The organism is Xanthomonas sp. F14 (assembly GCF_014199865.1).
Window position 1 is genome coordinate 42,946 of record NZ_JACHOM010000003.1, and the last position, 16,295, is coordinate 59,240.

Annotated in this window: 16 protein-coding genes; 10 read left to right on the forward strand and 6 right to left on the reverse strand. The window is 66.7% G+C overall.

Going from position 1 to position 16,295, the window contains the following annotated elements:
- Nucleotides 1-22 precede the first annotated feature (22 nt).
- A complete protein-coding gene (gene pip, locus GGR73_RS11645; RefSeq protein WP_039512881.1) occupies nt 23-964 on the reverse strand; it encodes a prolyl aminopeptidase in 942 nt (313 codons plus the stop codon).
- A 236-nt stretch (nt 965-1,200) separates the two neighbouring features.
- Nucleotides 1,201-2,052 carry a peptide chain release factor N(5)-glutamine methyltransferase gene (gene prmC, locus GGR73_RS11650; protein WP_104577244.1) on the reverse strand — a complete coding sequence of 284 codons (852 nt, stop codon included), beginning with the start codon at nt 2,050-2,052 and terminating at the stop codon, nt 1,201-1,203.
- A 199-nt stretch (nt 2,053-2,251) separates the two neighbouring features.
- Here prmC and ahpC point away from each other — a divergent pair, with 199 nt between their 5' ends.
- The 6 genes from ahpC to GGR73_RS11680 all read left to right on the forward strand — a co-directional run bounded on the left by ahpC (nt 2,252) and on the right by GGR73_RS11680 (nt 8,501).
- Nucleotides 2,252-2,815 (forward strand): alkyl hydroperoxide reductase subunit C, encoded by a 564-nt coding sequence (gene ahpC / locus GGR73_RS11655; RefSeq protein ID WP_016900725.1) that lies wholly within the window; start codon nt 2,252-2,254, stop codon nt 2,813-2,815.
- A gap of 216 nt (nt 2,816-3,031) precedes the next feature.
- Nucleotides 3,032-4,624 (forward strand): alkyl hydroperoxide reductase subunit F, encoded by a 1,593-nt coding sequence (gene ahpF / locus GGR73_RS11660; RefSeq protein WP_184457018.1) that lies wholly within the window; start codon nt 3,032-3,034, stop codon nt 4,622-4,624.
- A gap of 79 nt (nt 4,625-4,703) precedes the next feature.
- The gene (locus tag GGR73_RS11665) at nt 4,704-5,645 is read left to right on the forward strand and encodes a LysR substrate-binding domain-containing protein (RefSeq protein WP_184457020.1); all 942 of its coding nucleotides are present in this window, start codon (nt 4,704-4,706) and stop codon (nt 5,643-5,645) included.
- A gap of 484 nt (nt 5,646-6,129) precedes the next feature.
- Nucleotides 6,130-6,552, forward strand: coding sequence for a nucleoside diphosphate kinase regulator (rnk, locus tag GGR73_RS11670; protein ID WP_054591346.1), 423 nt, complete (start codon nt 6,130-6,132; stop codon nt 6,550-6,552).
- A 75-nt stretch (nt 6,553-6,627) separates the two neighbouring features.
- Nucleotides 6,628-7,593, forward strand: a complete 966-nt coding sequence (gene tal, locus GGR73_RS11675; protein WP_184457022.1) for a transaldolase — start codon at nt 6,628-6,630, stop codon at nt 7,591-7,593.
- Nucleotides 7,594-7,931: 338 nt separating this feature from the next.
- Nucleotides 7,932-8,501, forward strand: a complete 570-nt coding sequence (locus tag GGR73_RS11680; protein ID WP_167763015.1) for a type 1 glutamine amidotransferase family protein — start codon at nt 7,932-7,934, stop codon at nt 8,499-8,501.
- A gap of 330 nt (nt 8,502-8,831) precedes the next feature.
- Here GGR73_RS11680 and msrA read toward each other — a convergent pair whose 3' ends face one another.
- Together msrA and GGR73_RS11690 are read right to left on the reverse strand one after the other, a co-directional pair.
- A complete protein-coding gene (gene msrA / locus GGR73_RS11685) occupies nt 8,832-9,482 on the reverse strand; it encodes a peptide-methionine (S)-S-oxide reductase MsrA (RefSeq protein ID WP_104541580.1) in 651 nt (216 codons plus the stop codon).
- An 82-nt stretch (nt 9,483-9,564) separates the two neighbouring features.
- The gene (locus GGR73_RS11690; RefSeq protein WP_024938253.1) at nt 9,565-10,080 is read right to left on the reverse strand and encodes an SgcJ/EcaC family oxidoreductase; all 516 of its coding nucleotides are present in this window, start codon (nt 10,078-10,080) and stop codon (nt 9,565-9,567) included.
- Between the two features lie 124 nt (nt 10,081-10,204).
- On the opposite strand from GGR73_RS11690, the gene GGR73_RS11695 reads away from it, so the two are divergent.
- From GGR73_RS11695 to GGR73_RS11705, 3 genes are read left to right on the forward strand one after another with little or no spacing between them, the layout of a single operon-like run.
- On the forward strand, nt 10,205-10,912 hold the full coding sequence (locus GGR73_RS11695) for a helix-turn-helix transcriptional regulator (protein ID WP_024938254.1): 708 nt from the start codon (nt 10,205-10,207) through the stop codon (nt 10,910-10,912).
- The gene (locus GGR73_RS11700; RefSeq protein WP_024938255.1) at nt 10,909-12,819 is read left to right on the forward strand and encodes an ATP-binding protein; all 1,911 of its coding nucleotides are present in this window, start codon (nt 10,909-10,911) and stop codon (nt 12,817-12,819) included. The genes GGR73_RS11695 and GGR73_RS11700 overlap by 4 nt, the downstream gene beginning before the upstream one ends.
- Complete coding sequence (locus tag GGR73_RS11705; RefSeq protein ID WP_024938256.1) at nt 12,816-13,280, forward strand: response regulator; 465 nt, start codon at nt 12,816-12,818, stop codon at nt 13,278-13,280. Before GGR73_RS11700 ends, GGR73_RS11705 begins: the two co-directional genes overlap by 4 nt.
- A 65-nt stretch (nt 13,281-13,345) precedes the next feature.
- On the opposite strand, the gene GGR73_RS11710 is transcribed toward GGR73_RS11705, so the two are convergent.
- Both GGR73_RS11710 and GGR73_RS11715 read right to left on the reverse strand, forming a co-directional pair.
- Nucleotides 13,346-13,576 (reverse strand): putative signal transducing protein, encoded by a 231-nt coding sequence (locus GGR73_RS11710; protein ID WP_016900736.1) that lies wholly within the window; start codon nt 13,574-13,576, stop codon nt 13,346-13,348.
- A gap of 1 nt (nt 13,577) precedes the next feature.
- Nucleotides 13,578-14,219, reverse strand: coding sequence for a glutathione S-transferase family protein (locus tag GGR73_RS11715; protein ID WP_184457024.1), 642 nt, complete (start codon nt 14,217-14,219; stop codon nt 13,578-13,580).
- A 242-nt stretch (nt 14,220-14,461) separates the two neighbouring features.
- Between GGR73_RS11715 and GGR73_RS11720 the strand changes: the two genes are divergently transcribed.
- Nucleotides 14,462-16,201 carry a glutamine--tRNA ligase/YqeY domain fusion protein gene (locus GGR73_RS11720; protein WP_184457026.1) on the forward strand — a complete coding sequence of 580 codons (1,740 nt, stop codon included), beginning with the start codon at nt 14,462-14,464 and terminating at the stop codon, nt 16,199-16,201.
- Nucleotides 16,202-16,295: the final 94 nt, after the last annotated feature.

A 16,295-nucleotide genomic window follows, 5' to 3' on the forward strand; every position in this document is an offset into this window, starting at 1 on the left:
CCGTGCACGCTCGCGGTTGCGCTCAGGCGAACCCGTCGGTGGCGCGCACCAGCGCATCGACATTTTCCGGCTCGAAGGCCGAATGCCCCGATGCCGGGCTGATCTGCAGCTGTGCCTTCGGCCATACCTTGTGCAGGTCCCAGGCGCTTTGCAGCGGGCACACCACGTCGTAACGGCCGTGCACGATCACGCCGGGGATGTCGGCGATGCGGTGTGCGTCGCGCAGCAGCTGGTCTTCGACCTCGAAGAAACCGCCGTTGACGAAGTAGTGGTTCTCGATGCGCGCGAACGCCAGGGCGAAGTGCGCGTCCTCATGTCCGGTGACGAAGTCGGCGTCCACATGCAGGAAGCTGGTGGCACCTTCCCACACGCTCCACGCCTTGGCCGCGGCCAGACGCGTGGCTTCGTCGTCGCTGGTCAGGCGGCGATGGAAGGCGGAGATCAGATCGGCGCGCTCCACCACTGGAATCGCGTTGACGTAATGCTCCCAGGCATCCGGGAACAGCCGGCTGGCGCCCTGCTGATAGAACCATTCCAGCTCGAAACGGCGCAGCAGGAAGATGCCGCGCAGCACCAGCTCGGTGACCTGCTGCGGATGGGTCTGCGCATAGGCCAGCGCCAGGGTCGAGCCCCAGCTGCCACCGAACACCTGCCAGCGCGCGATGCCCAGGTGTTCGCGCAGGCGCTCGATATCGGCAACCAGGTCCCAGGTGGTGTTGTTCACCAGATCGGCATGCGGGGTGGAGCGGCCCGCGCCGCGCTGGTCGAACAGCACGATGCGGTACTTGGCCGGGTCATGGAAGCGCCGCATCTTGTCGTTGCAACCGCCGCCGGGGCCGCCGTGCAGCATCACCACCGGCTTGCCCTGCGGATTGCCGCACTGTTCGAAATACAGCGTGTGGCGGTCGTCGACCTGGAGGGTGCCGTGGTCGTACGGCGTGATCTCGGGATAGAGCGTGCGCATGCGTCGGTCCTGCGGGAAACCGCTAGTGTATCGGCACCCGGTCTGCACACGCGGGCGCCCCATGCGATCGGGCCAGGGCGGGCGCACGGCGAAGCGCGAAGGAGTGGAGCGACGGAGCCAGGCTCCTGCACGCAGCGCCGGACGGGCACGGCCGGTGCCCGGAAGCGGCATGTCCTGTTTCAGCTCCGAGCGCGCCGTCCCCCCTCCACCTGGCGACCGCTCCGTGGCCGGCCGCGCTAGCCCGCAGCGGGCGACCAGCGCCCCGACGTCACCCGGTCACGCTGCTCCAGGTCCTGATGCGTGGCCACCGCGTCGAAGCCACGCGCCTGCAGCAGCCCGGCCACCGCCGCGCCCTGGTCCCAGCCGTGTTCGAGCAGCAGCCAGCCGCCCGGCAGCAGATGCGCAGGCGCATCGGCGACGATCAGGCGGATGTCGTCCAGGCCATCGGGGCCGGAAGCCAGCGCACTGGCCGGCTCGTAGCGCAGGTCGCCTTCGCCCAGATGCGGATCCTGCGCGGCGATATACGGCGGGTTGCTGGCGATCAGGTCGAAGCGCTCGCCGGCCAGCGGCGCGAACCAGTTGCCCTGCCGGCATTCGACATTGCGCAAGCGGTGGCTGTCGGCATTGCGCCGGGCAACCGCCAGCGCCGCCGCGCTGGCATCGGTGGCGATCACCTGTGCCTGCGGCCGCTCGCTGGCGATGGCCAGCGCGATCGCGCCGCTGCCGGTACCCAGATCGGCAACGCGGCGGCCCGGCCGGGCGTCCAGTCGCTCAAGTGCCAGCTCGACCAGCACCTCGGTGTCGGCGCGCGGGATCAGCGTGGCAGTGGAGACCGCCAGATCCAGCGTCCAGAACCCACGCGTGCCGGTCAGGTACGCCACCGGTTCGCCGGCCTGGCGCCGCTGCACCAATGCCGCGAATGCCTGCGCGACCGACGGCTCGACCGGATCGCGGCCATGCGCGAACAGCCAGGCGCGGTCGCGGCCCAGCGCGTGCAGCAGCAGCGGCTCGGCATCACTGCGCTCAATCCGCTCGACCGCACGCCGCAGCAGCTGCTCGGCGGCAAGACCGGCTGGGTCCTCACTCATACGGATCATTCACTCATGCGCAACATCGGCTGACCATTATCGGAGATGGAATCGGCCCCTGCAGCGGCAGACGCCGTCTGCAAACTCGATAGCCACAGCCTATCTATACAATTCCATCAATCGATTTGAGAAATCTATCGATCCTACCTACCATGGCGACTGTTCCATCCCCCGCCCTTTCATCGCACGAGGAAACTCAATGTCTCTTATCAACACTCAGGTCCAGCCGTTCAAGGCGAATGCGTACCACAACGGCAACTTCATCGAAGTCACCGAGGCCAGCCTGAAGGGCAAGTGGTCGGTGCTGATCTTCATGCCGGCCGCCTTCACCTTCAACTGCCCGACCGAAGTGGAAGACGCCGCCGACAACTATGCCGCGTTCCAGAAGGCAGGCGCCGAGGTCTACATCGTCACCACCGATACGCACTTCTCGCACAAGGTGTGGCACGAAACCTCGCCGGCCGTGGGCAAGGCGCAGTTCCCGCTGATCGGCGATCCGACCCACAAGCTGACCCGCGCGTTCGGCGTGCACATCGAAGAAGAAGGCCTGGCCCTGCGCGGCACCTTCATCATCAACCCCGACGGCGTCATCAAGACCCTCGAGATCCACGACAACGCGATCGCCCGCGACGTCACCGAGACGCTGCGCAAGCTGACCGCTGCCCAGTTCGTCGCCAACAACCCGGGCCAGGTCTGCCCGGCCAAGTGGAAGGAAGGCGCCAAGACCCTGGCTCCGTCGCTGGACCTGGTCGGCAAGATCTAAACCGACTGACACCTCCGGCCTGTGGTTGAGGCCGGAGCATCTCCGGCCCAGCACTGGGCCGGGGGTGAACCGGAGCCGGTGCCGGGCTGCCCGCCAGCCATCGCCAGCACGCATTCCCGACATCGCGCCGGCTGCGGTTCATCCCCTTCCTCCCCGGCGACCTGCCTCAGCGCAGCGACGCCACGCCCTCCCCTTGCCCATTCCCAGGAGTTCTCCATGTTGGATGCCAACCTCAAGACCCAGCTGACCGCCTACCTGGAACGGGTTACCCGTCCGATCCAGATCAATGCCTCGATCGACGAAAGCGCTGGCTCGCGCGAAATGCTCGACCTGCTCGAGGATCTGGTGCTGCTGTCGGACAAGATCAGCCTGGACATCCACCGCGATGACAACCAGCGCAAGCCCTCGTTCGCGCTGACCACGCCGGGCCAGGATATCTCGCTGCGCTTTGCCGGCCTGCCGATGGGCCACGAGTTCACCTCGCTGGTGCTGGCGCTGCTGCAGGTGGGCGGCCACCCGTCCAAGGCCGCCGCCGAGCTGATCGAGCAGGTGCAGCACCTGGACGGCGACTACCAGTTCGAAACCTATTTCTCGCTGTCGTGCCAAAACTGCCCGGACGTGGTGCAGGCGCTGAATCTTGCCGCCGTGCTCAACCCGCGCATCAAGCACGTGGCCATCGACGGCGCGTGGTTCCAGGACGAGGTCGAAACCCGCCAGATCATGTCGGTGCCCACCGTCTACTTGAACGGCGAGCTGTTCGACCAGGGCCGCATGACGCTGGAGCAGATCGTCGCCAAGCTCGACACCAACGCGACCAAGCGCGACGCCGCCAAGATCGCCGCCAAGGTCGCCTTCGAGGTGCTGGTGGTCGGCGGTGGCCCGGCCGGTTCGGCAGCGGCTGTCTACGCCGCGCGCAAGGGCATCCGCACCGGCGTGGCGGCAGAGCGTTTTGGTGGCCAGGTACTGGACACCATGTCGATCGAAAACTTCATCTCGGTGCCGGAAACCGAAGGCCCGAAGATGGCCGCCGCGCTGGAGCAGCATGTGCGCCAGTACGACGTGGACATCATGAACCTGCAGCGCGCCGAGCAGCTGATTCCGGCCGGTGCCGATGGCCTGATCGAGATCAAGCTGGCCAATGGCGCCTCGCTCAAGAGCAAGACCGTGATCCTGTCCACCGGCGCGCGCTGGAGGCAGATGAACGTGCCGGGCGAAGACCAGTACAAGAACAAGGGCGTGGCCTACTGCCCGCATTGCGATGGCCCGCTGTTCAAGGGCAAGCGCGTGGCGGTGATCGGCGGCGGCAATTCGGGCGTCGAGGCGGCGATCGATCTGGCCGGTATCGTGGCGCATGTCACGCTGGTGGAGTTCGACGACAAGCTGCGTGCCGACGAAGTGCTGCAACGCAAGCTGCGCAGCCTGCACAACGTGCGCATCATCACCAGCGCGCAGACCACTGAAGTGCTTGGCGATGGACAGAAGGTCACCGGCCTGGTCTACAAGGACCGTACGGGCGGCGACATTCAGCACGTGGATCTGGAAGGCGTGTTCGTGCAGATCGGTCTGCTGCCCAACACCGAATTCCTCAAGGGCTCGGTGGCGTTGTCGCCGCGCGGCGAGATCATCGTCGACGACCGTGGCCAGACCAATGTTCCGGGCGTATTCGCTGCCGGCGACGCCACCACGGTGCCGTACAAGCAGATCGTGATCGCGATGGGCGAAGGTTCCAAGGCTGCGTTGAGCGCGTTCGATTACCTGATCCGCTCCAGTGCACCGGTCAGCGCCGACAACGTCGCCCAGGCAGCATAAGCGCACTCAAGCCAGCGCCCGGCCAGCCCGGGCGCTAAGCTCCAGTCGTACCCCGTCACCGCAATGAGGGCTGCTACACATGAATCTGCGTGACCTGAAATATCTGGTCGCCCTGGCCGACCACAAGCATTTCGGCCGTGCTGCGACGGCCTGCTTCGTCAGTCAACCGACGCTGTCCACACAGATCAAGAAACTCGAAGACGAGCTCGGCGTGCCGCTGGTGGAACGTGCGCCGCGCAAGGTGATGCTGACCCCGGCCGGCCGCGAAGCGGCGATGCGCGCGCGCGGCATCGTGGCCGAAGTGGAACAGATGAAGGAAGCCGCGCGGCGCAGCCAGGATCCGGAAGCCGGCACCGTGCGGCTGGGCATCTTTCCCACCCTGGCGCCGTATCTGTTGCCGCATGTGGTGCCGCGGATCCGCGAGCGGTTCCCGCGCCTGGAACTGCTGCTGATCGAGGAAAAAAGCGATCAGCTGGTGCACCAGCTGCGCGAAGGCCGGCTGGATGCGGCGCTGCTCGCACTGCCGTTGCAGGATGAGCAGCTGCATGCCGAATTCCTGTTCGAGGAACCCTTCGTGCTGGCCGTGCCGGAAGGCCATCCGCTGGCGCGCCACGACAGCATGACGCTGGACGATCTATCCGAGCAGCGGCTGTTGCTGCTGGAAGATGGCCACTGCCTGCGCGAACAGGCGCTGGATGTCTGCCATCTTGCAGGCGCCCTGGAAAAATCCGAATTCCAGGCCACCAGCCTGGAGACGCTGCGCCAGATGGTGGCTGCCAATGTCGGTGTGACCTTGCTGCCGCTGCTGGCGGTCAAACCACCGGTCGCGCGCTCGGAGAACATCCGCCTGATCCGTTTCCGCGAAGACAAGCAGCCCAGCCGCCGCATCGCCATGGCCTGGCGCCGCAGCTCGGCCATGACCGCGTTCCTGGAGCAGCTGGCGCAGTTGTTCAAGGAGCTGCCGGAGAGCCTGTTCACGCTGGACCAGCCGGCGACTGGGCCTAAGGCGGTTGCGGCCTGAGGATTCGGGATTCGGGATTCGGGATTCGGGAATCGGGAATCGGGAATCGGGAATCGGGAATCGGGAATCGGGAATCGGGAATCGGGAAATCGTTTCATGGCTGCGGTTGCTTGACGTGTTTTTTTCACCTTTTTTTGGACATAAGCGACGCGCAAGCGTCGTTTTTTGTTTGGTGGGTGGTTATGGCGCGATGTCTCTGGAAGCACCTGGCGGTTGTGGTGTCATTGGCACGTGGTGGACTCGGACGGGAAACTTCAAGTCAGCCGCTTGTCGCTGAGTGAAGGCGCGCACCTGAGCGCTGCAACACTGCCGTGCTTGCGTGGTTCTATGGCCACGGCCCGCAACTGGTAGTGCCGCGCCTGCCTCGCCCGACGCATGCCGTGCACTGCGCCATCTCGCCATGCATTGCGATCGGGTAGCGGCGCCCTCATCTGGGCAGTGAGGCTTGCCATGTTGGCGGGCCGCCATCGTCAAGGAGATTGCCATGACTTCGCAGCACCACAGCGGCTTGCCGCCGTCCATCCTGGTTTCCAGCCATGACCTCGCCCGGCTTGAGGCCCTGCTCGATTCCCCGGCTTTCAACAAGCACCCGGCCGCCACCGCGCTGAGTGACGAACTGGGCCGCGCACGCGTCGTGCCGCCCGACCAGATTCCCGGCGATGTCGTCACCATGCACTCCCGCATCGATTGCGAAGATGAGCTGCATGGCGAACGACATACGCTCACCCTTGTGTATCCGCACGAGGCCGATGTGCAGCACGGCCGCATCTCGGTGCTGGCGCCGGTCGGCACTGCGCTGCTCGGCCTGTCGGTCGGTCAGAGCATCGACTGGCGTACGCCCGACGGGCGCGACCTGCGTCTGCGTGTCAGCGCCGTGCACGATCAACATGCCCTGGCCGGCGCCTGACTTCACACGCCAGGCGCGCTACCGTAGCGCGCTGCGTCCTATCCACGACCCGTTCCACGATTCGAGAGAACCCGCATGACTGCTCCCTCCAAGCTTGCCCAGTTGCGTGACCTGTCCGTCGTCGTTGCCGACACCGGCGACTACGACGCCATCAAGCGCCTGAAGCCGGTCGACTGCACCACCAATCCCACCCTGGTCAAAAAGGCATTGGATCTGCCGGTGTATGCCGACCTGATCGAGCGCGAACTGGCCTGGGGCCGCAAACACGGCGGCGAAGACCGCACCAGCACGGTCAACGAAGTGGCCGACCGCCTCACTATCGGCGTCGGCGTCAGGCTGGCCGAGCTGGTCCCCGGCCGCGTCTCCACCGAGGTCGATGCCGACCTGGCGCACGACACCGAGGCGACCATCGCCAAGGCGCGCAAGTTCATCGCCATGTACGCCGAGCGTGGCGTGTCCAAGGACAAGATCCTGATCAAGATCGCGGCCACCTGGGAAGGCATCGAGGCTGCGCGCCAGCTGCAGCGCGAAGGCATCGACTGCAATCTGACCCTGATCTTCAACCGCTCGCAGGCGCTGGCCTGTGCGGAAGCCTGCGTGTTCCTGATCTCGCCGTTCGTCGGCCGGATCCTGGACTACTACGTCGCCCAGGGGCAGACCCCGGCCAGCATCGACGAAGACCCGGGCGTGGTGTTCGTGCGCACGGTCTACAACGAGTTCAAGCAGCGCGGCTCGTCCACCGTGGTGATGGGCGCCTCGTTCCGCTCCACCGCGCAGATCGAAGCCCTGGCCGGTTGCGACCGGCTGACCATCTCGCCGGAGCTGCTGGAAAAGCTCGACGCCGAACAGGGCGAGCTGCCGCGCAAGCTCTCGCCTGCGCAGGCCGACAACGCGCAGATCACCCCGATCGACAGCGACAGCTTCGCCACCGATCTGGCAGCCGACCCGATGGCCACCGAAAAGCTGGCCAGCGGCATCGACGCCTTCGCCAAGGATCTGCAGGCACTGCGCAAGACCATCACCGACAAGCTCGCCGGCTGATCGCAGCGCCGCCGTTCGCAGTACCAACGCCTGCAGCCTGGTGGCTGTGGGCGTTTTGGTTTTTGCAATCTGGCTGCGCAGCACACAATGCAGCCACGACGCGTAAGACAAGGCCCTCGCGATGCTGGCATTGGAAACTGCTGCCGGCCTGGGCCGCCGTACTTTTCAGGCACCGTCGAGCTTGTGGACGCATCGACGCCTGCGCAGCCGCCACCAAGCTGCCATACGCGCGCCTTGGCCTGATCGGCGCGCGGATCTGCGTCGCTCTCCACACGCCGCTTACACCCGCGCAACCCGCACTGCCTAGAATCCGGGTTCCTCAACTGGCGTAGCGGACAATGGCAAACATTGCAGTGGTGATGGTCGACGGCGTGGCCGATTGGGAAATTGGCGTTGTCCTGCCGGCGGCGCGCGAATGGTTCGGCGACCAGGTCGCCATCGCCAGCATCGATGGTCAGCCGGTGCAGTCGATCGGCGGGCTGCGCATCACCCCGGACTTTGCCCTCTCCGATCTGGCGCCGCTGGACGCCGATCTCTGGATCCTGCCCGGCAGCGAGCGTTGGCAGGCCGGCGAAATCCCCGGCCTGAGCGGCCTGCTGGTCGAGCGCGTGCAGCACCAGCGCCCGGTCGCGGCGATCTGCGGCGCCACCATCGCCCTGGCCTATGCCGGCCTGCTCGATCAGCGCGCGCATACCAGCAACGCGCTGGCCTTCCTGCAGCAACACGTGGTGCCGTATGCCGGTGCTGCGCAATACCGGCACGAAAAGGTAGTGACCGCCGACGGCGTGATCACCGCACCCGGCACCAGCCCGGTCGGCTTCGCGCTTGCCTGCATGCGACTGCTGCATCCGGAGCGCACCGACATGCTCGCCCAGCTGCGCGGCATGTTCGCCGGCGAGTTCGTCTGATCCAGCGGATTCCGGCACGCCTGGCGCATTGGCTGCACTGACTGGATGCAGTGGGTCGCCGCACCGATCCATTGCACCGATTGGCGGTCGTGATTGAACGCAATGATCCGCTGGGCCGGTTCGCCGCTCGGCCACCCGCGGCGGCGGCGGCGCAGCTTACGCGCGCCGCAAAAAAAGATGGCCACGCCGTCTCCGGCGTAGCCATTCAAGTTGCCTGGCATGCACTCCCATGCGCTGCCTGATCGTGATAACGCTGCCGGTCACTGTTGGCCATCGGCACGCCGCCACGATCACGTGGATGACAGCGCTTCAATCCGGCCCGCCTTTCCGTCAGGCATCCAGCCCGATCGGGCAGCTCACTCCCGTTCCGCCAAGCCCGCAATAGCCATTGGGATGCTTGGCGAGATATTGCTGGTGATCGTCTTCGGCGTAGTAGAACGCGGGCGCCGGGAAACGGATCTCCGTGGTGATCGCGCCATACCCGGCGGCGTCCAGTTGCTGCTGGTACGCATCGCGGCTGGCAAGCGCGGCGTCGTATTGCGCCTGTGTCGTGCAATAGATCGCCGAGCGGTATTGCGTGCCGACGTCGTTGCCCTGCTGCATGCCCTGGGTGGGGTCATGGCTTTCCCAGAACGTGCGCAGCAACTGTGCGAACGACACCGACGCTTCGTCGTACACCACCAACACCGCTTCGGTATGGCCGGTCTGCCCGGAACACACTTCGCCGTAGGTGGCGTTGGGTGTCTCGCCGCCGGCGTAACCCACCGCCGTGGTGTACACCCCCGGCAGGTTCCAGAACTTGCGTTCTGCACCCCAGAAGCAGCCGAGCCCGAACTGCACCTGGGCCAGGCCGGTGAACTCCCCGCGCAACGGATGGCCGTTGATTAGGTGGGTGTTGTGGAGCGGTAGTGCCTGCGCACGTCCGGGCAAGGCCTCGCCCGGACGTGGCATGCGTTGTTTGAAAGCGCCGATTCCCAGCATGGTGCAACTCCGCAATCGTGAGGATTGCCTGCTGGATGGCGCCGGCCGTAGCGGCTTTCAAGCCACTACGGCCAATGCGGCGTTACTTCCTGGTCACCGAGGCGGTGGCGGTGTCCACTTCCGGCATCGCCGAGCTGTGGTGATTGATGATCAGCCACTTGCCGTCGCGCTTCTCGTAAACGAAGGTGTAGCGCGCCTGCACGTCGGTTTTCTTGCCGTCCTTGTCGGTCAGCGTGAAGGTGTAGACGCCGGCATCCACCGCGCTGTCGTCATCGAGCACACGCACGGTGCGGTAGTTGACGACGCCCTGCGGCTTCTTGGTCAGGAACATCTCGAAGTACTTTTCGATCTGCTCGCGCGAGGCGCGGACCTCGTTGGACACGGTCGGCAGCAGCACACCGTCCGGGGCATACAGATCGGCCACCTTGTCCGGATTGCCGGTAGCCAGTGCCGCGTTCCAGGTGTCGAACAGCGCGGCGACTTCGCGTTCTTCGCCGCCGGCCGGCAACGTGGCCTTGTCGGTGTAGTGCATCACGCCGCCAGCCAGCGCCGGGGTGGCAGCCAGAGCCAGAACCAGAGAGAACAGAGTGCGACGCATGGGAAATCTCCGTGTGGTTGAGGGGGTTGCCGCATCGGGCAAGCGCAGTATCGAAACCAAGCGGCCCCAACAATTCTGCCGACTGGCATATACTCAAATATGCTGATCGGCCTAGAGCGAACTCATGGAAACCCCTACCAATGCTGGCGATTGGCGCCTGACGCTACGCCGCGAAGCATCCGACAGCGCACGCTGGCAGGCGCTCTGGGAAGTCGCGGTGGCGCTGCGTCAGGCACAGACGCCGGAACAGGCCTGCGACGCGGTACTGGGCCGGGTGCTGCTGTTGCTGGGCCTGGAAGATGGCGCGGTGCTGGCACAGCGCGGGCCGCGCGCGCAGGTGCTGGCCAGCCGCGGCCGCGCATTGCCGCCCGGTGCCAGCGCAGCCGGCGACAGCCATGAAGCGGCCTGGCTGATGCCACCGCGCCCGGCCGATATCCGCGAGGCCAAGGTACCGATCCAGGCGCTGGGCAGCACCCTGGGCATGCTGTGCGTGGCCTGGAACGACACCCGTCCCGCCCCCGGCAACGACGATGTACAGGCCCTGCAGGCCTTCGCATTGCTGCTGCCGGCGATGGTGGCCGAACCGGCCAGACCGCTCGCCACGCGTCGGCGCAAGCCGGTGCAGGACGACCGCCTGGCCGCGCTCAGCAAGCGCGAGAAACAGGTACTGTCCCTGCTGCCGCGCGGCCTCACCAATGCGACGCTGGCAGCTGAACTGGGGATTTCTCCCGGCACGGTCAAAGTGCACGTGGAGCGAATCCTGCAAAAACTTGAGGTAAAAGATCGCACCCAGGCCGCGGTGTACGCGGTCCAAGCCGGACTCGCGCTATGAATGCAATGGCGGTGCGTTGGAACGATTGGCCGATCACCCGCAAGAGCCTGGCGGTGGTGACCCTGCCCCTGCTGCTGCTGGCGGTGGCCCTGATGGCGATCTACAGCGTGGAGCGGCAGAACATCGCCGCCGAAAACGATGTGCGGCAGACGCTGGAGGTGTTGAGCGATCTGTACGAAGCACACGCGCTATTGGCCGAAACCGCGGCCGGCGTGCGCGGGTATCGGCTGGTGCGCCGCGATGAATTCCTTACCCCATACCGCGATGCCGAGCCGCGCCTGCAACGGGTGGCCGAGCGGCTGTCGCAACGCATCACCGACCCGGGGCAGGCGCAACGGTTTGCGCGCATCAAACCGTTGTTTGCGGAAAAAATGCAGGGGTGGCGCCGGTTGCTGGCACCGGATCTGAGCCGCGAAGAAGAGATCCGCCAGCTGTGGGACGGCAAGTACAAGCTCGACATCCTGCGTGCCGAACTGCGCGAACTGCGCAATTACGAAACCGCGCAATTGCAGCTACGTACCGCCAAGGCGCAGGGGCTGCGCCAGCGCAATCTCATCATCACTTTAAGTGCGGCGATGCTGGGCGGCCTGGGCGCGGTGTTCGCGGTGGCGTGGTTCGCCTCGGCACTGTCCGGGCGCCTGCGCACGCTGGCCGCCAATGCCGACCGGCTGGGCGAAGGCCTGCCGCTGGCGCCGCAACCGCGCGCCGGCGACGAGCTGGGCCAGGTCGGCCAGCGCCTGGCGCAGGCCAGCGAACTGCTCGCCGCACGTGCCGCCGAAGCGCAACTGGCACGGCGCGAGGCAGAAACCGCCAACCGCGCAAAGACCGAATTCCTGTCGCGCAGCAGCCACGAATTGCGCACGCCGCTCAATGCGATCCTGGGCTATGCGCAGGTGCTGGAAATGGATCTGCCCGAGCCCGGGCATCGCCGTCATCTGCAGCATATTCTCGGCGCAGGCCGGCACCTGCTGGGGCTGATCACCGAGCTGCTGGACATCGCGCGGATCGAAGCCGACCAACTGGATCTGAGCCCGGAGCCGGTCTCGGTGCGCGCTGCCGTCCACGAGGCCTTGGGCCTGATCGCCCCGGACGCGGACAAGCACGGCATCGCGCTGCAGCCGGCTGCCATCGACGGGCCGTGGACGGTGCGCGCCGATGCGCAGCGGCTGCGCCAGGTATTGCTCAACCTGCTGTCGAACGCGGTCAAGTTCAATCGCACTGGCGGCCAGGTGCAGGTGAGCGCGCGGCCGGATGGCGAGCAGGTGCGCATCACGGTCGCCGACCAGGGCGCGGGCCTGACGCCGGCGCAGATCGAGCGGCTGTTCACGCCGTTCGAGCGGCTGGGTGCCGAGCGCTCGGCGGTGGAAGGCACCGGCCTGGGTCTGGCACTGAGCAAGCGGCTGATCGAGGCCATGGGCGGGCGCATCGGCGTGGACAGCAGCCGCGATGGCGCGCGCTTCTGGATCTCGCTGCCGCAGGGCGAACCGCAACGCAGCGAGCCGGCGCGCGCCATCGTGCCGCCGAGTAACGCGGGCACGGGCGTGTGCCGGCTGCTGAGCATCGAAGACAACCCGTCCAACCAGGCCCTGATCCGCACCCTCAGCGAACGCCGCCCGCAATGGCAGCTGCTGGAAGCGGCCAGCCTGGCGCAGGCGCGCGCGCTGCTGCAGCACGGCGTGCCGGACCTGATCCTGCTGGACCTGCATCTGAGCGACGGCAACGGCGAAGAACTGCTGCGCGAGCTGCAGGCGCAGCCGGCCACCGCCGGCGTGCCGGTGGTGGTGATCAGTGCCGATGCCACCACCGCTACCCTGGCGCGCGTCGGCAATCAGGGCGTGCGCGCGTATCTGACCAAGCCGCTCGATGTGGCGGAATTCTTCACTGTGATCGACGGGCTGCTGGCATGACACGCGACGAAATCCTGGGTTCCCGCATCCTCATCGTCGACGACGAGCCGGCCAATGTGCGGCTGCTCGAAGACCTGCTGCAGCGCGAGGGCTTCCAGCAGGTCATCGCCACCACCGACCCATTGCGGGTGATGGGGCTGGTGTCGGCATTCGCGCCGGACCTGATCCTGCTGGATCTGAAGATGCCGGAACTGGACGGCTATGCACTGCTGGAACAACTGGCGCGGCTGTCCGATCCCGGCCACTTCCTGCCGGTGATCGTGCTCACCGCCGACCCCAGCCGCAGCGCGCGCCATCGCGCCCTGGGCCTGGGCGCCAAGGACTTCCTGACCAAGCCGCTGGACACCTTCGAGGTCGCGCTGCGGGTCTGGAACGTGGCCGAAACTACCGTGCTGTTCAAACGCCTGCGGGCGCTGGCCGCACCGGATGCGGCGCCGCCAGGGTGGCGCCAGCCGGAATGACGCGCGCACATCGTAGGAGCGCACCCGGGCGCGACCGGGGCTGTGCCGATAACACCAGCGCTGCGCTACAGCGCGCGGGTGACCTCGCCGCACAGGCCGATCTCTGCCAGTACCGCCTGTGCCTGGCTCAGGTGCAGGTCGGCCACGCAGACCTGCAGCACGCCGAAGGCAGGCAGTTCCCCGGCACCGCCCAAGAGCGACTCGCCGAACACGAAGGCGGTGATACCGGCATCCTCCAGCGCGTGCTTGGCCAGATGCGCGTCGATGATGTGACTGGCGCGATAGGCGATCTGCATGTCAGCCGCGCTCCAGGCGTTCGCGCGCGGCGTCCTGCTTCCACTCGCGCAGTGCCGGCAGTGCATCCAGTGCGGCCAGGTAATCGCCGGCAGCCTCGAACAGCGGCACACCGTAGCTGGCAAAACGCAGCGCGACCGGGGCGAACATCGCATCGACAATGCCGAAGTGGCCGCACAGGAACTGCCCGGCATGGCCGTGCTCGGCGCGCAGGCTGGCCCATAGCGCCTGGATGCGGGTGATGTCGCGCTCGGCAGCCGCGTCCCAGCGGGCCGGGCCAGGCGCGCGGGCCAGGTTCATCGGCAGCTGGGTGCGCAAATCCACAAAGCCCGAGTGCATTTCCGCCGCCGCGGCGCGGGCCTGCGCCCGCACCGACAGCTCGGACGGCCAGCCGCGGCCATCCAGCCAGCGTTCGTTGACGTATTCGCAGATCGCCAGCGAATCCCAGACATGCAGGGTGTCGTCCCACAGCACCGGCACCTTGCGGGTGGGCGAATAACCGGCGATGCGGGCCTGGAATTGCGGCGTATCCAGCGGCAGCGCGATCTCTTCGAACGGTACCTGGAAATGCCGCAGCAGCAGCCACGGGCGCAGCGACCAGGAGGACAGGGTCTTGTCGCCGATCACCAGACGGGGCAAAGGCATGCGAGGGGCACTCCGAAGGATCGCCGCAGCGTACGCGCCGGCGGCGGTGCCGGCCAGCCCGCCGTGCCGCCTGCCGATGGCACCCGGCCTGGCTGCGGCCAGCCATGCAGGCCCCGGCAGCAAGGCGCTTGCGCGCAGGACCACCGCGCGCAGGTGGCGCGCGATGGCCGGCCCCGACACGCCGCCTACCCCTAACCGGTGCCACCGCCTAAACTTGCGGTTTACCTATTGCTGATGCGCGCATGTCCGAGACCCTAGCCACCGACGCCACCGCCCCGGCGGAGAAGAAAGACTTCATCCGCCAGATCGTCCGCGAGGATCTGGCCAGCGGCAAGCACACGGTCATCCGCACCCGCTTCCCGCCCGAGCCCAACGGCTATCTGCATATCGGCCACGCCAAGGCGATCTGCCTGGATTTCGGCCTGGCCGCCGAGTTCGGCGGGCTGTGCAATCTGCGCCTGGACGACACCAACCCGGCCAAGGAAGACCCCGAGTTCGTGGTCGCCATCCAGGACGACGTGCGCTGGCTGGGGTTCGAGTGGGCGCAGCTGCGCCACGCATCGGATTATTTCCAGGTGTATTACCTGGCCGCGGAAAAACTGATCCGCGACGGCCATGCCTTCGTCTGCGACCTGTCCGCCGAGCAGGTGCGCGAATACCGCGGCACGCTGACCGAGCCCGGCCGCAATTCGCCGTTCCGCGAGCGCAGCGTCGAGGAAAACCTGGACCTGTTCCGGCGCATGCGTGCCGGCGAATTCCCCGATGGCGCACGCACCCTGCGCGCCAGGATCGACATGGCCAGCGGCAACATCAACCTGCGCGACCCGGCGCTGTACCGCATCAAGCATGTCGAGCATCAGAACACCGGCAATGCGTGGCCGATCTACCCGATGTACGACTTCGCGCATTCGCTGGGCGATGCGGTGGAAGGCATCACCCATTCGCTGTGCACGCTGGAATTCGAAGACCACCGCCCGCTCTACGACTGGTGCGTGGACAAGGTGGACCTGGCCGCGCATCCGGAGCTGCTGCAGCCGCTGCTGGACAAGGGCCTGCCGCGCGAGGCCGCCAAGCCGCGCCAGATCGAGTTCTCGCGCCTTAACATCAACTACACGGTGATGAGCAAGCGCAAGCTCACCGCGCTGGTGGAAGAACAGCTGGTGGACGGCTGGGACGACCCGCGCATGTACACGCTGCAGGGCCTGCGCCGGCGCGGCTATACGCCGGCGGCGATGCGCCTGTTCGTGGACCGGGTGGGGATCAGCAAGCAGAACTCGCTGATCGATTTCTCGGTGCTGGAAGGCTGCCTGCGCGAGGACCTGGATGCGGCCGCGGCGCGCCGCATGGCGGTGGTCGACCCGCTCAAGCTGGTGCTGACCAATCTGCCGGAAGGCCACAGCGAGACGCTGAGTTTCTCCAACCATCCCAAGGACGAGAGCTTCGGCACGCGCGAGGTGCCGTTCTCACGCGAGCTGTGGATCGAGCGCGAGGATTTTGCCGAAGTCCCGCCCAAGGGCTGGAAGCGCCTGGTGCCCGGCGGCGAGATCCGCCTGCGCGGCGCAGGCATTGCGCGCGTGGACGAGGTGATCAAGAACGACGCGGGCGAGATCGTCGAGCTGCGTGGCTGGCTGGACCCGGAGTCGCGTCCGGGCATGGAAGGCGCCAACCGCAAGGTCAAGGGCACCATCCATTGGGTCAGCGCCGCGCATGCGGTGGAAGCAGAAATCCGCCTGTACGACCGCCTGTTCTCGGTGGAAAAGCCCGATGACGAGTCCGAGGGCAAGACCTACCGCGACTATCTCAACCCCGAGTCCAAGCGCAGCGTGCGCGGCTATGTGGAGCCAAGTGCGGCACAGGCGGCGCCCGAGCAGTCGTTCCAGTTCGAGCGTACCGGCTACTTCGTTGCCGATCGCCGCGACCATAGCGCCGCCACGCCGGTGTTCAACCGCAGCGTGACCCTGCGCGACACCTGGGCCAAGTGAGTCAGACCGCGCCGGATGCCAGCCATCCGGCGCGGGAACGGCAGCAGGCAGCCGCAGCGAGGCCTGCGGCGATCGGCGCACCCATTGTGGCCAT

What these genes read in the sequence shown, in the direction of transcription:
- rnk (WP_054591346.1), top strand. Translation starts at nt 6,130, where the DNA reads ATGACTTCGCAGCACCACAGCGGCTTGCCGCCGTCCATCCTGGTTTCC.
- prmC (WP_104577244.1), bottom strand. Translation starts at nt 2,052, where the DNA reads ATGAGTGAGGACCCAGCCGGTCTTGCCGCCGAGCAGCTGCTGCGGCGT.
- msrA (WP_104541580.1), bottom strand. Translation starts at nt 9,482, where the DNA reads ATGCTGGGAATCGGCGCTTTCAAACAACGCATGCCACGTCCGGGCGAG.
- GGR73_RS11705 (WP_024938256.1), top strand. Translation starts at nt 12,816, where the DNA reads ATGACACGCGACGAAATCCTGGGTTCCCGCATCCTCATCGTCGACGAC.
- GGR73_RS11690 (WP_024938253.1), bottom strand. Translation starts at nt 10,080, where the DNA reads ATGCGTCGCACTCTGTTCTCTCTGGTTCTGGCTCTGGCTGCCACCCCG.
- tal (WP_184457022.1), top strand. Translation starts at nt 6,628, where the DNA reads ATGACTGCTCCCTCCAAGCTTGCCCAGTTGCGTGACCTGTCCGTCGTC.
- ahpF (WP_184457018.1), top strand. Translation starts at nt 3,032, where the DNA reads ATGTTGGATGCCAACCTCAAGACCCAGCTGACCGCCTACCTGGAACGG.
- GGR73_RS11710 (WP_016900736.1), bottom strand. Translation starts at nt 13,576, where the DNA reads ATGCAGATCGCCTATCGCGCCAGTCACATCATCGACGCGCATCTGGCC.
- GGR73_RS11680 (WP_167763015.1), top strand. Translation starts at nt 7,932, where the DNA reads ATGGCAAACATTGCAGTGGTGATGGTCGACGGCGTGGCCGATTGGGAA.
- GGR73_RS11700 (WP_024938255.1), top strand. Translation starts at nt 10,909, where the DNA reads ATGAATGCAATGGCGGTGCGTTGGAACGATTGGCCGATCACCCGCAAG.
- ahpC (WP_016900725.1), top strand. Translation starts at nt 2,252, where the DNA reads ATGTCTCTTATCAACACTCAGGTCCAGCCGTTCAAGGCGAATGCGTAC.
- GGR73_RS11720 (WP_184457026.1), top strand. Translation starts at nt 14,462, where the DNA reads ATGTCCGAGACCCTAGCCACCGACGCCACCGCCCCGGCGGAGAAGAAA.
- GGR73_RS11695 (WP_024938254.1), top strand. Translation starts at nt 10,205, where the DNA reads ATGGAAACCCCTACCAATGCTGGCGATTGGCGCCTGACGCTACGCCGC.
- pip (WP_039512881.1), bottom strand. Translation starts at nt 964, where the DNA reads ATGCGCACGCTCTATCCCGAGATCACGCCGTACGACCACGGCACCCTC.
- GGR73_RS11665 (WP_184457020.1), top strand. Translation starts at nt 4,704, where the DNA reads ATGAATCTGCGTGACCTGAAATATCTGGTCGCCCTGGCCGACCACAAG.
- GGR73_RS11715 (WP_184457024.1), bottom strand. Translation starts at nt 14,219, where the DNA reads ATGCCTTTGCCCCGTCTGGTGATCGGCGACAAGACCCTGTCCTCCTGG.